The following is a 15,580-nucleotide window of genomic DNA, read 5'->3' as shown; positions in this document are numbered from 1 at the left end:
ACGGTATTGCTTGCAAGCAAGAAATCACATTGCAATATTCACTTCACCAGCATAAACATTCCAGGGCTTAACCCGTACAGTCCACCAGATGATTGCGGAGGATTTATCGGCTAAGCTCACCAGATAATCGGCGAATCCGTAATGGGTTCGCCGATTATTGCTTTTTATTAGCGTTAAATTCATCATAATGTTAGCCAAGGCTATCGTTTTTTGCTATGATGATTAACGGAAAGATAGAACAGGAGGCAAAAACCTATGGCAAGACCCGTAGTAGCAATCGTTGGACGCCCAAATGTGGGCAAGTCAACGGTATTTAACCGGATGATCGGTGACCGGTTGGCAATCGTAGAAGACCGACCGGGTGTAACCCGTGACCGGATATATGGAACTTCAGAATGGAATGGCAAGCCTTTCAGCGTTATCGATACCGGAGGTATTGAACTGGACGGCGAAGATATGATGCTCAAATCGATCCGGATGCAAGCGGAACTCGCTATCGCTGAAGCCGATGTGATCGTATTTATGTGTGATGTAAAAAGTGGTTTGACCCAGTCCGACGAAGAAGTGGCACAGATTTTGTACCGCTCGCGCAAGCCGGTTATCGTAGCTGTCAACAAAGTGGATAACATGAACCGGATGGACGATATTTATGAATTCTATAATGTTGGTTTTGGTGATCCGATTGGTGTCTCCGGTAGTCATGGTAGCGGTATGGGTGATCTGATGGATGCCATCGTCGAGAACCTGCCTGATCTGGAAGACGATGAATACGGCGATGACGTTATTCGCGTAGCCCTGATTGGACGTCCGAATGTCGGCAAATCTTCGCTCGTTAATGCGATTCTTGGTGAAGAGCGCGTTATTGTTAGCAATGTAGCAGGCACAACACGTGATGCGATCGATACTCCGTTCGAGCGTGATGGACAGCGTTATGTATTGATTGATACTGCAGGTATGCGCAAACGCGGTAAAGTCTACGAAAACACTGAAAAATACAGTGTAATGCGTGCAATGAAAGCGATCGAGCGTGCTGACGTAGTATTGATGGTGATCAACGGCGAAGAAGGCATTATCGATCAGGATAAGCACGTAGCCGGTTATGCCCATGAGGCGGGTAAAGCAGCTATTATCGTCGTAAACAAATGGGATGTTGTAGAAAAAGATGATAAAACGATGCAGCATTTCGAAAATAATATCCGTGATCACTTCCTGTTTATGCAGTATGCGCCGGTTGTATTCCTGTCGGCACTGACCAAACAGCGTATTCACAAGCTTCTGCCTGTCGTACAGCAGGTAGCCGAGCAGCATTCCCTGCGTATTCCTACGCATTTGCTGAATGATGTTATTTCGGATGCGATTGCAATCAATCCGCCACCGACAGACAAAGGTAAGCGTCTGCGGATTAACTATGTAACCCAGGTAGCGGTGAAACCACCTACGATTATCGTATTTGTGAATGAGCCGGAAATGATGCACTTTTCCTATGAGCGTTATTTGGAAAACAAAATCCGTGCTGCATTTGACTTCGTAGGAACGCCGATCCGTATCTTTACACGTCGCAAATCATCGGACGATTAAGGAGAGAAGCTTGTGATTGTATCGGTTTTAGCCATCATAGTGAGTTATCTTCTCGGTTCCATCAGTTTTAGTGTGCTGATTGCCAAAGGCATGAAAGGAATCGATATTCGTGATCATGGCAGCGGTAATGCCGGAGCAACGAACACACTTCGTGTGCTCGGCAAAGGTCCGGCCATTACGGTTCTGCTGCTGGATGCACTCAAAGGCGTAGGGGCAGTCTGGCTGGGTGTATGGCTGTCTTCCTCTCCAACCTATTGGGTTCCGGCATTATGCGGCATTGCAGCAATTCTGGGCCATAACTGGCCGATCTATTTCCGTTTCCGCGGAGGCAAAGGAATTGCTACGACAATCGGCGTTTTGGCTACCCTTTGCTTGCTGCCTTCGCTGGCTGCCGGTGTGTTTGCGATTCTGGCAATTGTGCTCACACGCTATGTATCGCTGGGCTCTCTGATTTTTGTTACGCTCACTCCGGTGATCCTGCTGTTTCTGGGGTATTCTGCCCCGATTGTAACGGTTAGTGTGATTATCTGGGCGCTGGCTGTATGGCGTCATCGGGCGAATCTGTCCCGTATTTTCAAAGGTACAGAAAACAAAATCGGAGCAAAAGCGGACAAGGGAGGAAGCGAAGTTGTCTGATAAGGTAACGGTTCTGGTAGCAGGAAGCTGGGGAACGGCGCTGGCCTGTGTTTTGGCGGATAATGGATTCCGGGTGTCTTTGTGGACGCGTAGTGATGAGCAGGCCAATGAGATCAATGAACACCATACCAATCGTAAATATCTACCGGAAGCTGTACTGCCGGCAAATATAACGGCAACACCCAGTCTGGCTGAAGCTATGCAGGATACCCAGGCGGTTCTGATCGTAGCGCCTTCCAAAGCGATGCGTGAAGTATGCCGTCAGCTCAAGCCTTTTTATCATGAGGATATGCTCTGCGTTCATGCAACCAAAGGATTCGAGACCGAGTCCCTCAAACGGATGTCTACAGTAATCAGTGAAGAACTGGGTGCCAAAGAGTCCAATATTGTTGTATTGTCGGGTCCAAGCCATGCCGAAGAAGTAGTGAAGCGCATGCCGACGACTGTAGTCGTGGCTTCTCGCAATGAAAGAGCGGCGGCAGCAGCGCAGACGCTGTTTATGAATGAGGAGTATTTCAGAGTCTATACGAATCTGGATATGATTGGTGTAGAGCTGGCCGGTGCACTCAAAAATATTATTGCACTGGGTGCAGGAATGTCTGACGGACTGGGCTATGGGGATAACGCCAAAGCCGCACTGCTGACACGCGGTATTGCCGAAATGGTCCGCGTAGGCAGTGAAATGGGAGCGAATCCGCTGACCTTTGCCGGACTTGCAGGAATCGGAGATCTTATGGTTACCGGTACCAGTCGTCACAGCCGGAACTGGAGAGCAGGCTATATGCTCGGTCAGGGCAAATCGCTGGATGAAGTGATGGATTCCATGAATATGGTTGTGGAAGGCATTCGCACTACCCAGGCTGCGCATGACATGTCCCGCAAATATGATGTACAGATGCCGATTGCCGAGCAGCTGTACCGCGTTTTGTTTGAAAAGAGTGATCCGCGTGAAGCTGTAGAAGCTTTGATGGGAAGAGATCCCAAAAACGAGATGGAGTCCATGAAGCTGGAAATCTGGCAGCAGTGGCATTCCTGATCGAATTTGGAGTCAGACGTACAGAGAACGAAGGGAAATCCTGTCGTTCTTTTTGTACAGGTCTGAATGCAAAGGGGGCATATTTGCAAATGTATAATCCTGAACAATATGTGCAATCGCATCCGCAACTCAAGCAGTCGCTGATGGATCTGGCCAGCTGGCTGACTCCAGACTATGAGAGCGAGGGTGTACACTGGCTGCTGGGGGAAGCTGCGGATTACTGCTACAAGGCATTCCGCTGGATGAAGCGCCGCGGGATATTGATCTATATGCAGATGGTCTTGCAATCAATCTGCTGCATGACCGGCTGCAGGCTCATACAACTGTGCTGGATGGTCCGGAGCAGAATGAAACCCGAATGTATCGCTCGGTCCTGAGTCACTATCAGGCCGGAGATTACAAAGTAGAATTGGTCGGGGACTTTGAAGTTCGTGCACGGGAATCGTATTATCGGGTACATATTGATAAAAATCTGTATGATCATGCGCCTGTGGCAACGCTGGGAGGCCATTCAGTGGCTCTTATGCCGCTGGCACATGAATTGATATTTAACCTACTAAGGGACCGCAGGGATCGCTACGAGCGCATTGCAGAACATATGGCTGCCCAGCCGGAGCATCATCGTGAATTGGTGAGACAGATTATTGCTGCCAATGGTTTTCATCCACAGATGATCCAGCGCATTTACAAACTGACCGGAATCGATAATCAGGCTGGTAATTAATATCAGTAACTCAAAGGAGGAATTCCCTTGGCTGGAAAGCAGCAATGCCGGATAGAGTTTAGGCCTGCAGGCAAAGTGGTTCAGGTACCAGAAGGAACAACGCTGCTGGCTGCTGCCAGACGGGCAGGAGTACATCTTCCGGTACGCTGCGACGGCAGAGCAGCTTGTCTGATGTGCAAGGTTATGGTGCTGCCGGAAGAACAGCCTTTGGGAGAAATTTCCCTTTCTGCACCGGGAGCGGCTGAGACACGCAAGCTGGGACTTTCATTGCAAGAACATATACGTCTTGGCTGTCAGGCCCGGGTAACCGGAGATTCTATAGTCCGTGTTCCGGAAGACCGTCTCAAGGCAGCTATTCGCAAACAGATGGAACAGCAAAATGACGATTTGAGTGACTGGTAATGCTTGGCAGTTCAGCGATATCAGATAAAAAAGCGCAAAACGCTTGAAATTAAAGGGTAGCTGTATTACTATAGGTGTGTTCTGTGTCCCGGCGATAGCTGGCACAGTCCATATTCCGAAAATTCCGCGGCGTTTACCTATATTTTCGTTAATGCGAAAACCAAAGTAGCAAGTGGAGAGCTTATATTTGCATTAGGAGGTGAATACACATGAACAAAACTGATCTGATCGCACAGGTTGTTGAAAAAACAGAACTGCAGAAGAAAGATGCAACAAAAGCAGTTGACGCTGTTTTCGAAGCAATCTCCAGCGCCCTGCAAAGTGGTGATAAAGTCCAACTGGTTGGATTTGGTAACTTCGAAGTTCGTGAGCGTTCTGCACGTATGGGACGCAATCCGCAAACTGGGGAGCAAATGGAAATCCCGGCGAGCAAAATCCCGGCTTTCAAACCTGGTAAAGCACTGAAAGATGGAATTAAATAAGCTGTACATATTCCATGTTCAGGAAAGGACCGTGATCTTCATGTTCACGGTCCTTTCCGTATCTGTCCGTCTGCTTGACCGGACAGCTGCCATAAGCAAAAGGAGGCAATAATGGAACCATCCAAAGACGGAATTGTTAACGGTGATTATGTAGTTATCAAAGCCAAGGAAAATGGAGTACAGGTGATCGGTCTGACCCGTGGCCGTGATACCCGTTTTCATCATACGGAAAAGCTGGACAAAGGCGAGCTGCTGATTGTACAGTTTACCGAGAATACGTCGGCGATCAAAATCAGGGGCGACGCTGAAGTGCATACTAAGCACGGTACCGTTAAAACGGAAGATTAATATGACTGCCATCTCCTATAGCCGCAGTCTGCAGCATCTATACTGGCTTCCCTATTATTAAGCTGGACTTAATGAAGGGAAGCCAGTATTTTATTGTTTTGCGAGCCGGATTATGATCAACTTACAAATGTTCACTTACTCTGTCTTGTCGAAAAAACATATGTTATAATGAACTGAAATGTTTAAATCTAAAACATTATAGTTTGTGAAAATATAGACTTGCCTATAAAGGCACGGAGGCTGAGATGAAACCGTATCGCTTATTGGAAACATCCCAAAAATATACAGACTACGATATGATTCAGGAGCATACCGCTATTCCCGAATTTCCGGATATTAGAGCTCGTCTATTGCTGGCTTTTCTGAATGAAGCTGCAGACACGGAGCAGAAAGCGGATAGAGGTCAGCTGTTTTCCCTTGTGACCGGATTGGTACAGATGGCGCTGGATACACATGACCGGATTGATACCTCTCCACTGCACCAGGAGGAAGCCAAAATGCGTTCCCGTCAGCTGAATGTACTGGCAGGTGATTATTTTAGTAGCCGCTTTTACGAGCTACTGGCCAAAGCAGGCGAGATTCAGATGGTATCGAGGCTCAGTGAAGCGATCTGCGAGAATAACCGTCTCAAAATGAATTTATATCAACAGGTACAGAGAACAATGCTTACTTCCGAACAGTATATTGAGGCGATTACACAGCTGAAGATGCAGCTGTTTCTTTCATTTAAAGCCTATCTTCCGGCAGATCGGGCTGAACTGTGGGAAGAAATGCTGTATGCATTCAGCCGCTGCGAGGTATTGGCTGAGGATATGCAGCTCAAGCAGGCCTCCCTGCAGCAGCGTCCATTTGGACATTATAGCCTGTATTATGCATTGGAGCAGGCTACCCAGCAGGATCAGGTAGCGATGATGGCAGAGCCGGTAGACAGCCCGCGCTGGCAGCAGTGGTATGAGCAATATGGAGCAGTAGAACAAATTGGCCAGCTGCTGGAGCAATCGCTGTCTGTGATCCAATCGCGTCTGCAGCAGCCGGGTTATGAGCGTCTGCGTGCAGATGTTGCTCCATTGACGGAAGTATATGCCACTTTGCGCTAACCGCATAATCCAAGTAATCCAGAAGAGGTGGTAAGACGATGAACAAACCGGAAAGTGCCAAACCGAAGGAACAATTTGTCCAGTCGGTTTTTGAATCGATTGCGCCCCAATACGATATGATGAATGATGTGCTGAGTTTCCGCATGCACAAAAAATGGCGCAAATTTACAATGAAAAAAATGAATGTACAGCAGGGCGATTCGGCTCTGGATGTGTGCTGCGGCACATGTGACTGGACACTCAGTCTGGCGGAAGCCAGCGGTACCGGCCAGGTCTGCGGACTGGATTTCAGTCCCAATATGCTTCAGTTCGGTCAGAAAAAAATTGACCGTGACGGATGGAGCAACAATATTACGTTGACCCAGGGGAATGCGATGGATCTGCCGTATGCAGACAACTCATTCGACTACGTTACGATCGGGTTCGGGCTGCGCAATGTACCTGATCTGGAAAAGACGCTCAAGGAAATGAAGCGTGTTGTCAAACCGGGTGGCATGGTGGTATGTCTGGAACTGTCCAAGCCAACCTGGCAGCCATTTAAAGGCGTGTATTATTTTTATTTTCAGAATTTGCTGCCGCTGATGGGCAAGCTGGTCGCCAAGCGTTATGAGCAGTACAAATGGCTGCCGGATTCGCTCAAGGCTTTCCCTGGACGCGAGGAGCTGGCTGGTGTATTCCGTAATATCGGACTGCAGCAGGTACAGGCTTATCCGCTGACCGGTGGAATTGCAGCACTTCATATTGGGATCAAGGAGAAGCAGGATGTTTAAAAAGATTAAGATATTTTTGGAAATGATCAAAATTGAGCATACGTTGTTTGCCCTGCCGTTTGCTTTTATGGGCGCGATGCTGGGATCTTATGTAGTAAAAGGCCATCTGCCGACCTGGGAGCAGATTGTATGGATTCTGGTCGCCATGGTTGGTGCACGCAGTGCAGCAATGGGACTGAATCGTCTAATTGACCGTACGTTTGACGGTAAAAATCCGCGTACGATGATGCGGGCTATTCCTGCCGGGCTGCTTCGCTCCGGCGAGGTTGTTATCTTTATTGTGATTTCGCTGGTCGTCTTTTTCTGGGCTGTTACACAGCTATCGCCGCTGGCCTTCAAGCTACTGCCGATTGCAGTCTTTATGCTGATTATTTATTCCTTTACCAAACGCTTTACCTGGCTGTGCCATGTTGTACTCGGAATGACGATTGCGCTTGCGCCGCTGGGCGGCTGGGTAGCTGTCGCTGGCCGAATCGACTGGGCAGCTATTGTATTCTATATCGCTATCACGTTCTGGACAGCCGGATTTGATGTCATCTATGCCTGTGATGATGCAGAGTTCGATCGCAAGGAAGGACTGCATTCGATTCCAAGCCGCTTTGGTATTCCGCGCGCACTGAAAATCGCCCAGGGATTCCATGTAATTACGGCTGCCGGTCTGATCAGTTTGCTGTTTATTACCGATCTGGGCTGGTGGTATATCGCGGGTGTTATTATTGCCTGTGCGATTCTGTTCTACGAGCACTATATTGTTACACCAAAAGACCTGAGCCGTCTGCAGACCGCTTTCTTCACTATGAACGGAGCGCTTAGTATTATTATGTTTGTCTTTACTCTGATCGATCTGGCGGTTAAGCAATGGTGGTAAACCGTCCGGAACATACACCGTCCGAGTCTGTCGCTTCGTTCCCTGCCGGCTATCATCCTGATCATGCCGGCAAGCGTTATGTGATTGGCATTACCGGAGCCAGTGGTTCCGTGTATGGTGTTCGTCTGACTGAAATACTGTTATCGATGGGCTACAGTGTCCACCTGGTGATCTCGAATGCCGGGTGGAGAGTGCTCAAGGAAGAACTGGACTGGACTGCTTCCAGCAGGGAAGAGATGCTTGATGGGCATTTCGGCTCCCTGCCGGGCAAGCTGGTGTATCATTCCTTTTCGGATATTGGAGCATCGATTGCAAGTGGATCATTTCGTGTGAAAGCCATGATCATTATTCCTTGTTCCATGGGCACACTGGCGAATATAGCCGGAGGCATTTCTGCTAATTTGATGACCCGTGCAGCTGATGTGATGATTAAAGAAGAACGGAAACTGGTTATAGTTCCAAGAGAAACACCTTTGCATGCGATTCACCTGGAAAATATGCTCAAGCTGGCTCATATGGGAGTCAGCATCATTCCGGCGATGCCGGCTTTTTATTATCGCCCTCAGACACTGGAAGATGCTGTCGACTTTGTAGTTGGCAAAGTGCTCGATATCCTTGATATTGAGCATCATTTATTTGAACGATGGGGGGAATAACAGTGAGTGAATTTGAATTGCCGATCAAAATCGGTAAAATTGAATATACAAATGATTGGCCGATCTATCAGAATTTTGATCCGGCACAATTGTCTGTACCGGCTGTCATACACAGCGATCTTCCGGCTAATCTGAACCGTGGTCTGCTGGAAGACCGTTTGTTTGTTACTCCGGTATCTTCTTTTGCTTATGGAACACGTTCTGACGATTTCTGGTTGCTGCCAGATTTGTCGGTAAGTGCGCAAAATGCGGTCGGATCGATTCTTCTGTTTTCCAGAAAACCGGTAGCGGAACTGGGAAGTGGAACGATCGCGCTGACAAATACTTCAGCCACTTCTATTAATCTGCTCAAAATTATTCTGGATAAAAGATATGGGCACCAACCGGAATATGTATCGATGGATCCTCAGCTGGACGAGATGATGGAGCGCTGTGATGCGGCTCTGCTGATCGGCGATCATGCGATTGCGGCGGCACAGCGTGACACAGGCTATATTATTACCGATCTCGGACTGGAATGGAAAGAATGGACCGGTCTTAGCATGACCTTTGCCGTCTGGGCAGTAAACAAGCGGTTTGCAGCGGTCTATCCGGAGCTGGTAACCGAAATTGGCGAACAGCTGCGTATCAGCAAGCAGCGCAGCGTAGCTGATCTGGATCCGGTTATTCATGAAGCTCGTCAGAAAATGGGTGGCAGTCATGAATACTGGGAACATTACTTCCGGCAATTATGGTATGATTTTGGAGACAAGGAACAGCAGGGGCTTGCTCTTTATTTTCAATATGCCTATGAGCTCGGTCTGCTGGATCATAAAGTGAATATGGAATTATGGACTGACAATATGATGACACGGGTGAACGAATGAAACTACTGGACATTTTCGGGACACTAAAAAAAGATATGAACGTAATCGAACGTGAGCTCAGCCGCAGCATTGATACCGAGCATGCGTTGCTTAATGAAACTTCACTTCATCTGTTGAAAGCGGGAGGAAAGCGGCTTCGTCCCGCTTTTGTGCTGCTTGCAGGCAAGTATGGCAACTACGATTTGGAACGTCTTAGCAATGTGGCGGTTCCGCTTGAACTGATCCATATGGCTTCTCTGGTCCATGATGATGTTATTGATGATGCAGAGACCCGTCGTGGGCAGCTGACAGTCAAGTCCAAATGGGATAACCGGATCGCCATGTATACCGGTGACTATATTTATGCCAAAGCCCTCGTGATTGTAGCGAGACTGGAGAACCCTGAGATTCATCGTGTACTCGCCAAGGCAATGGTACAGATGTCGATCGGCGAGATGGAGCAGATTCGTGACTTCTTCAATACGGACCAGACGATTCGCCGTTATCTACTGCGGATTCGCCGCAAAACGGCTTTACTGATTGCCATCAGCTGTCAGTTGGGCGGATTGGCTGCCGATGCGCCACGTGAAGTAACACGTCAGCTGTATCGTTACGGCTATAATGTAGGCATGGCTTTTCAGATTCGTGATGATGTGCTGGATCTATGCGGTACGGAAAAACAGATCGGCAAACCGCCAGGCAGCGATCTGCGCCAGGGCAATATTACGCTGCCGGTACTGTATGCCCTGCAGCAAGATTCTCTTCGGGAGCCACTGCTTGCCGAGATTCAACGCATTCATCAGGCCAATGGAGAGACTGATGTAAAACAGGCGGTACAAATGGTACGCGGCAGTCGGGGAATCGAGCAGGCAGAAGCTCTGGCAGACCGTTATATCCAAAAAGCGATGGATGCTTTGCAGCAGCTGCCATCCGGCAAAACACAGAAGCATTTGCAGGAAATTGCTCATTTTGTTGCTAAGCGCTCCCATTAATAACGTTAATTTCAAAACATTTCTCGACAAGAACTAACAGAGAGACCACCTCCGGTCGATATATAAGTTACGAAGTATGTGAATGGCTTTCCGCTAACCGCATCAAAGGCTGGTTGCTTGTCGGAAATCAGGCGCATAACAAGTAATGTACTCCGAAAAGGGCATATTTTATCAAAAAATGTCGGAAACGTATATGATGGTGTTTCTTTCTGTAATTCACACTTTCTGTTAGAATACACAAGTGGGCATCTTGAAATTGCTCCGATAGCAGATCACTTTGTAGATAACAGGAGAGTGAATCAATGGAACGCACATTTTTGATGATTAAACCTGATGGAGTACAGCGGGGGTTAATGGGACGCATTATCAGCCGCTTCGAAGACAAAGGATTCAAATTGATCGGAGGCAAGTTTCTTATTCCGACGGAAGAGCAGGCCAAACGGCATTATGCCGAACATGAAGGCAAAGTGTTCTACGGAGAACTTATCGACTTCATTACTTCGGGACCGGTATTTGCCATGGTATGGGAAGGTGACGATGTCATCACATTATCCCGTACATTGATGGGCAAAACCAAAGTGACCGAAGCATTGCCTGGCACGATCCGTGGGGATTTCGCTGCCCACACTCCTTTCAATCTGATTCATGGCTCCGATGCGCCTGAAAGTGCAGAACGAGAGATCGCGAACTTTTTTACTCCAGACGAATTAAGCGTTTACGAGAAAAATATTTCCGTCTGGCTCTAAACATACCCTCGCATGGACTACACTCATTATGAACTCAAGGAAGTGATGCCATGCTTACAAATGATGCCGTTCAACCAGACTCGGACTATACAGGTTTCATCAAAAAAGTGAAAGATAGTACGGGCATTGACTTAGCACAGTATAAGGAAGCACAAATGAAGCGCAGATTGACAACACTGCGTACCAAAAATGGATTTAACACATTTTCTGCATTTTTCGAAGCGATGCTCAAGGATAAATCATTGTTTTATGAATTCCTCGATCGGATGACAATCAATGTATCCGAATTCTGGCGCAACCCGAACCGTTGGGAAGTACTGCGCGACAGCATTTTGCCGCAACTGCAGAAAAGTGGCAAAAACCTGAAGGTATGGAGTGCTGCCTGCTCTACAGGTGAAGAGCCATATACGATTGCTACGATTTTGGCCGATAAAAATATTCTGTCTTCAACAACACTGCATGCTACGGATATTGATGATGGTGCATTGGAAAAAGCCAAAAAAGGGCTGTATCTAGAGCGTTCTCTCAAGGATGTGCCAGCAGATGTTGCCAAGCGCCATTTTACACCGAACGGTCATATGTTTGCTGTAAATGACAATCTCAAAAAGGCGGTACAATTCCGCAAAGGGAATTTGTTGACAGATACGTTTGAAACCGGATATGACCTGATTGTATGCCGTAATGTCATGATTTATTTTACTGAAGAAGCCAAAAGTATGCTGTACCACAAGTTTGCAGCGAGTCTGCGTCCGGGCGGCGTATTGTTTGTAGGCAGTACGGAGCAGATTTTCTCTCCGGCACAATACGGATTTGATTCATCCGAGACGTTCTTCTATCACAAAAACGGCTGATTAGAGCTGTCAAGCAAGAACGAAAAGTAGTTGCATAAGGGAACCGGCTGCGTGGCCGCTGGATGCCGGATGAATACTGGAATATTCGTCCGGCAGAGGCAAACTATGCAGCAGTGGTGAATTACTTACAACTCTATTTTAATGAATAAGAAATACCGCTTTACGGGATGATCTCTAGCTGTCCCGTAAAATAGAAATGACTTATTATTTGCGATGATCCATAAAACACGCAGTCTGTTCTGCTACGGCAGCAGACAGCGTGTTTTTGTTATATCCGGCAGAAAATATACAGCTTTCTTTGTGAAAATGCATTGTTTGACGTTCCTTGTCAAATGGACAAAGGCTGTACTATAATAAGCAAAGGTAATTACGGATTTTAGCGATGCACAGTTTAACAGTTTAAAGGGGGAACGCAAAATGAGTATACGTTACTTAACAGCAGGGGAGACTCACGGACCCCAGCTGACTGCAATTATTGAAGGGCTACCAAGTGAGCTGCAGCTTGATTTTGAAGAATTGAATTTCCAGCTGGCACGCCGTCAAAAAGGATATGGCCGCGGTCGCCGGATGCAAATTGAAAAAGATACAGCGGATATCGTAGGTGGTGTTCGTCACGGCTATACAACAGGTGCGCCGGTTGCACTGGTCGTTGCCAATAATGACTGGAAGCACTGGACCAAAATTATGAATATTGAACCGATGGAAGGAACAGATGAAGAGAAACGTCGTGTTCACCGTCCTCGTCCCGGTCATGCCGATCTGAATGGCGGCCTCAAGTACAATCACAAAGACCTGCGTAATGTACTGGAGCGCTCCAGTGCACGCGAGACTGCTATTCGTGTAGCCGTAGGTGCTGTTGCACGTCAATTCCTAGCATCCTTTGGCATCAAAGTTGGTGGACAGGTTATCCGAATCGGTGAGATCGAAGCACCACCGAATAATCTGCCGCTTGATGAGCTGGTTGCCCGTACCGAAGAATCTTCTGTACGTGTCGTTGACAAAGAAACCGAACAGAAAATGGAAGCTTATATCGATCAGATCAAAAAAGAAGGCGATTCGATCGGTGGTATCGTAGAATGCATCATCGAAGGCGTTCCGGTTGGACTGGGCAGTTATGTACAGTATGATCGCAAGCTGGATGCGCGTATTGCACAAGCGGTTATGTCTATCAATGCTTTCAAAGGTGTGGAAATCGGTATTGGCTTTGAAGCAGGACATATTCGCGGTTCCCAGGTGCACGACGAGATTATGTACAATGAGGAGCAAGGCTACCACCGTGCGACGAATCGCCTGGGCGGATTCGAAGGCGGTATGACCAATGGTATGCCAATCGTCGTACGCGGCGTGATGAAGCCGATTCCGACGCTGTACAAGCCGCTGCAAAGCGTAGATATCGATACCAAAGAACCATTCACCGCTCAGGTGGAACGCTCGGACGCATGTGCGGTTCCGGCAGCCAGCGTGGTTATGGAGAGTGTGGTCGCCTGGGAAGTAGCCAAGGCTTTCCTGGAAAAATTCGGCGGTGATTCCATGACGGAGATCCGCAAAAACTTGGAAAACTACCAGGCACAGGTGGATGAATACTAATGACTGATATCCGGACAGTGAACGTTCAACTTGGCGAACGTTCCTATCCTATTTATATCGGTGAAGGTCTGCTGCAGCAAGCGGGAAGCTATCTGGAGAAACATCAGCTCTCCAAGCAGAGCCCGCTGTTGATTGTTACGGATGAAAAAGTAGCTGATCCTTATCTTGGTATTCTGGAGCAGTCACTGACTGCTTCCGGATTCAAGGTAGTCACGGCGATTGTAGGTTCTGGCGAGACATCCAAATCGCTGTCTGTTTTTGAAGCAGTGATGACCAAAGCAATTGAAGGTGGTCTGGATCGCAAATCTGCAGTTATTGCTCTTGGCGGCGGTGTTGTAGGTGATCTGGCCGGTTTTGTAGCAGGTACGTACATGAGAGGTATTCGTTTTGTGCAGATGCCTACTACCGTACTCGCCCATGACAGCAGTGTAGGTGGCAAAGTAGCGATCAATCATCCTCTTGCCAAAAATATGATCGGCGTATTCCATCAGCCGGAATTGGTTCTGTATGATCTGTCTACGCTCAAAACGCTGCCTGCCCGCGAAGTATATGCGGGACTCGCTGAGATGGTCAAGCATGGACTGATCTGGGATCGTGAATTTGCCTATTGGTGTCTGGAACATGCAGAAGAACTCAAGTCTGTAGATATGCAGGCAATGGGATACGGCCTGGAAAAAGGCTGTTCGATCAAAGCTGCAGTAGTATCCAAGGATGAGCGGGAAAATGATCTGCGTGCAATTCTCAATCTGGGTCATACGATCGGTCATGCGATCGAGGCAGTAGCCGGTTATGGCGAGATTATTCATGGCGAAGCCATTTCGATCGGAATGGTTGGTTCCGCTCTGATCGGCGAAGCACTCGGCGCAGAACCGGGACTGGTCGATACGACCCGTGAAATGCTGCAGTCGCTTGGACTGCCTACCGTGCTGCCGGAACACTTAAGTGTAGACCGGATTATGACTGCCATGATGCATGACAAAAAGTTTCTGGAAGGACAGATGACTTTTGTCGTGCCGCTGGAGATTGGCAAAGTGGAAATTAATCGCAATGTCGATTATGACCTGGTGCGCCGAACGGTTGAGCTTTTAAAGAAAGAGGTGTAAGAGCATGTATGTAAGAGGTATTCGCGGAGCCACAACCGTGACCCGCAACGACCGTCAGGAGATTCTAGATGAAACGCTGGTTCTGCTGCAGGAGATCGTGGATCGCAATGAATTCGAACCGGAAGATATCAGCAGTATCTGGATTACCATGACACCGGATCTGGATGCTGTTTTCCCGGCTCTGGCTATTCGCGAGATGGAGGGCTGGAACATGGTTCCGCTGATGTGTGCGCTGGAAGTACCGGTTCAGGGCAGTCTGCCGCTGTGTATCCGGCTGATGCTGCATATCAATACAACCAAGACCCAGCAGGAAATTCGTCATGTCTACCTGAATGAAGCCAAACGACTTCGTCCCGATCTGGCTACATCCTGATTGCTGGACGGAGCATATCGTCTATATTTCGACAACCCAATAAGCAGGATAGCCTGGATATAGATGTATGGTTATATTTCCTATAAGCCCTATACTGTGATACAAAAGGAAAGGCATTATTATGCCTTTCCTTTTGTCGCTTTAAAGCGTCGAAATTATATTTTTCACGGTAAGGGTTGCATTAGCGGTCTATTATGAAGTATAGTATACAACAAGATTAATAAGCAGTATGAGCCGTGTATTGAGATGAGATGCAATTGAGTAGAGAAGAGTATAGATGAGAAGAAAACGTAAGCCCTATCGGCGGACAGTATGAACGAACATGAATAGGCTGAGCAGAATCAGCAGTGAATGGGAGTTCCGAGCGTGTGTCCGTAGCGATTACAGGTGCGATGGCGTTTTAAGAGCAGAACCGGATGAGGAATCATGTACAGGGTAGGCCGTTTTCCACAGGGAAAGCAGCTACTTTGACGCTATTGATTCCAT

The 15,580-nt window shown here is 47.8% G+C and carries 19 protein-coding genes; all 19 read left to right on the top strand.

Going from position 1 to position 15,580, the window contains the following annotated elements:
• The first annotated feature begins 255 nt into the window (after window positions 1-255).
• The 19 genes from der to aroH all read left to right on the top strand — a co-directional run bounded on the left by der (window position 256) and on the right by aroH (window position 15,094).
• Window positions 256-1,578, top strand: coding sequence for a ribosome biogenesis GTPase Der (gene der / locus AR543_RS16715; protein WP_060535573.1), 1,323 nt, complete (start codon window positions 256-258; stop codon window positions 1,576-1,578).
• Window positions 1,579-1,590: 12 nt separating this feature from the next.
• The gene (gene plsY / locus AR543_RS16710) at window positions 1,591-2,214 is read left to right on the top strand and encodes a glycerol-3-phosphate 1-O-acyltransferase PlsY (RefSeq protein WP_060535572.1); all 624 of its coding nucleotides are present in this window, start codon (window positions 1,591-1,593) and stop codon (window positions 2,212-2,214) included.
• A complete protein-coding gene (locus tag AR543_RS16705) occupies window positions 2,207-3,250 on the top strand; it encodes an NAD(P)H-dependent glycerol-3-phosphate dehydrogenase (protein ID WP_060535571.1) in 1,044 nt (347 codons plus the stop codon). The genes plsY and AR543_RS16705 overlap by 8 nt, the downstream gene beginning before the upstream one ends.
• An 89-nt stretch (window positions 3,251-3,339) precedes the next feature.
• Window positions 3,340-3,627 (top strand): hypothetical protein, encoded by a 288-nt coding sequence (locus AR543_RS16700; RefSeq protein WP_060535570.1) that lies wholly within the window; start codon window positions 3,340-3,342, stop codon window positions 3,625-3,627.
• On the top strand, window positions 3,576-3,974 hold the full coding sequence (locus AR543_RS16695) for a hypothetical protein (protein ID WP_158523987.1): 399 nt from the start codon (window positions 3,576-3,578) through the stop codon (window positions 3,972-3,974). Before AR543_RS16700 ends, AR543_RS16695 begins: the two co-directional genes overlap by 52 nt.
• A 27-nt stretch (window positions 3,975-4,001) precedes the next feature.
• Window positions 4,002-4,376, top strand: coding sequence for a 2Fe-2S iron-sulfur cluster-binding protein (locus AR543_RS16690; protein ID WP_060535568.1), 375 nt, complete (start codon window positions 4,002-4,004; stop codon window positions 4,374-4,376).
• 209 nt (window positions 4,377-4,585) lie between these two features.
• Complete coding sequence (locus tag AR543_RS16685; protein ID WP_017814387.1) at window positions 4,586-4,858, top strand: HU family DNA-binding protein; 273 nt, start codon at window positions 4,586-4,588, stop codon at window positions 4,856-4,858.
• A gap of 111 nt (window positions 4,859-4,969) precedes the next feature.
• Window positions 4,970-5,206 (top strand): trp RNA-binding attenuation protein MtrB, encoded by a 237-nt coding sequence (gene mtrB / locus AR543_RS16680; protein WP_017814388.1) that lies wholly within the window; start codon window positions 4,970-4,972, stop codon window positions 5,204-5,206.
• Window positions 5,207-5,451: 245 nt separating this feature from the next.
• A complete protein-coding gene (locus AR543_RS16675) occupies window positions 5,452-6,303 on the top strand; it encodes a heptaprenyl diphosphate synthase component 1 (protein WP_060535567.1) in 852 nt (283 codons plus the stop codon).
• A 38-nt stretch (window positions 6,304-6,341) separates the two neighbouring features.
• Complete coding sequence (locus AR543_RS16670; protein WP_060535566.1) at window positions 6,342-7,073, top strand: demethylmenaquinone methyltransferase; 732 nt, start codon at window positions 6,342-6,344, stop codon at window positions 7,071-7,073.
• The gene (locus AR543_RS16665; protein WP_060535565.1) at window positions 7,066-7,941 is read left to right on the top strand and encodes a UbiA-like polyprenyltransferase; all 876 of its coding nucleotides are present in this window, start codon (window positions 7,066-7,068) and stop codon (window positions 7,939-7,941) included. The genes AR543_RS16670 and AR543_RS16665 overlap by 8 nt, the downstream gene beginning before the upstream one ends.
• The gene (locus AR543_RS16660) at window positions 7,932-8,597 is read left to right on the top strand and encodes a UbiX family flavin prenyltransferase (RefSeq protein ID WP_227871767.1); all 666 of its coding nucleotides are present in this window, start codon (window positions 7,932-7,934) and stop codon (window positions 8,595-8,597) included. Before AR543_RS16665 ends, AR543_RS16660 begins: the two co-directional genes overlap by 10 nt.
• Window positions 8,598-8,599: 2 nt before the next feature.
• The gene (locus tag AR543_RS16655) at window positions 8,600-9,463 is read left to right on the top strand and encodes a menaquinone biosynthesis protein (RefSeq protein ID WP_227871766.1); all 864 of its coding nucleotides are present in this window, start codon (window positions 8,600-8,602) and stop codon (window positions 9,461-9,463) included.
• Window positions 9,460-10,434: a heptaprenyl diphosphate synthase component II gene (gene hepT / locus AR543_RS16650; RefSeq protein WP_060535563.1), complete on the top strand. Its 975-nt coding sequence runs from the start codon at window positions 9,460-9,462 to the stop codon at window positions 10,432-10,434. The genes AR543_RS16655 and hepT overlap by 4 nt, the downstream gene beginning before the upstream one ends.
• Window positions 10,435-10,736: 302 nt before the next feature.
• Window positions 10,737-11,180: a nucleoside-diphosphate kinase gene (gene ndk, locus AR543_RS16645; RefSeq protein ID WP_017814395.1), complete on the top strand. Its 444-nt coding sequence runs from the start codon at window positions 10,737-10,739 to the stop codon at window positions 11,178-11,180.
• Window positions 11,181-11,230: 50 nt separating this feature from the next.
• Entirely contained in the window at window positions 11,231-12,031 is an 801-nt protein-coding gene (locus tag AR543_RS16640; RefSeq protein ID WP_060535562.1) for a CheR family methyltransferase, read from the top strand.
• 417 nt (window positions 12,032-12,448) lie between these two features.
• A complete protein-coding gene (gene aroC / locus AR543_RS16635; RefSeq protein ID WP_060535561.1) occupies window positions 12,449-13,618 on the top strand; it encodes a chorismate synthase in 1,170 nt (389 codons plus the stop codon).
• Window positions 13,619-13,626: 8 nt separating this feature from the next.
• Entirely contained in the window at window positions 13,627-14,721 is a 1,095-nt protein-coding gene (gene aroB, locus AR543_RS16630; RefSeq protein ID WP_060536824.1) for a 3-dehydroquinate synthase, read from the top strand.
• 4 nt (window positions 14,722-14,725) lie between these two features.
• The gene (gene aroH / locus AR543_RS16625; protein ID WP_060535560.1) at window positions 14,726-15,094 is read left to right on the top strand and encodes a chorismate mutase; all 369 of its coding nucleotides are present in this window, start codon (window positions 14,726-14,728) and stop codon (window positions 15,092-15,094) included.
• Window positions 15,095-15,580 lie beyond the last annotated feature (486 nt).

The sequence above is a fragment of the Paenibacillus bovis genome, assembly GCF_001421015.2.
Taxonomy (GTDB): domain Bacteria; phylum Bacillota; class Bacilli; order Paenibacillales; family Paenibacillaceae; genus Saccharibacillus; species Saccharibacillus bovis.
This window is presented reverse-complemented; position numbering and strand designations above follow the sequence as displayed.

Bases quoted from the DNA above. Each gene is read 5' to 3' on its own strand.
- AR543_RS16660 (WP_227871767.1), top strand. From the start codon at position 7,932: ATGGTGGTAAACCGTCCGGAACATACACCGTCCGAGTCTGTCGCTTCG.
- AR543_RS16700 (WP_060535570.1), top strand. From the start codon at position 3,340: ATGTATAATCCTGAACAATATGTGCAATCGCATCCGCAACTCAAGCAG.
- aroH (WP_060535560.1), top strand. From the start codon at position 14,726: ATGTATGTAAGAGGTATTCGCGGAGCCACAACCGTGACCCGCAACGAC.
- AR543_RS16665 (WP_060535565.1), top strand. From the start codon at position 7,066: ATGTTTAAAAAGATTAAGATATTTTTGGAAATGATCAAAATTGAGCAT.
- mtrB (WP_017814388.1), top strand. From the start codon at position 4,970: ATGGAACCATCCAAAGACGGAATTGTTAACGGTGATTATGTAGTTATC.
- der (WP_060535573.1), top strand. From the start codon at position 256: ATGGCAAGACCCGTAGTAGCAATCGTTGGACGCCCAAATGTGGGCAAG.
- aroC (WP_060535561.1), top strand. From the start codon at position 12,449: ATGAGTATACGTTACTTAACAGCAGGGGAGACTCACGGACCCCAGCTG.
- AR543_RS16675 (WP_060535567.1), top strand. From the start codon at position 5,452: ATGAAACCGTATCGCTTATTGGAAACATCCCAAAAATATACAGACTAC.
- AR543_RS16685 (WP_017814387.1), top strand. From the start codon at position 4,586: ATGAACAAAACTGATCTGATCGCACAGGTTGTTGAAAAAACAGAACTG.
- ndk (WP_017814395.1), top strand. From the start codon at position 10,737: ATGGAACGCACATTTTTGATGATTAAACCTGATGGAGTACAGCGGGGG.
- hepT (WP_060535563.1), top strand. From the start codon at position 9,460: ATGAAACTACTGGACATTTTCGGGACACTAAAAAAAGATATGAACGTA.
- AR543_RS16670 (WP_060535566.1), top strand. From the start codon at position 6,342: ATGAACAAACCGGAAAGTGCCAAACCGAAGGAACAATTTGTCCAGTCG.
- AR543_RS16640 (WP_060535562.1), top strand. From the start codon at position 11,231: ATGCTTACAAATGATGCCGTTCAACCAGACTCGGACTATACAGGTTTC.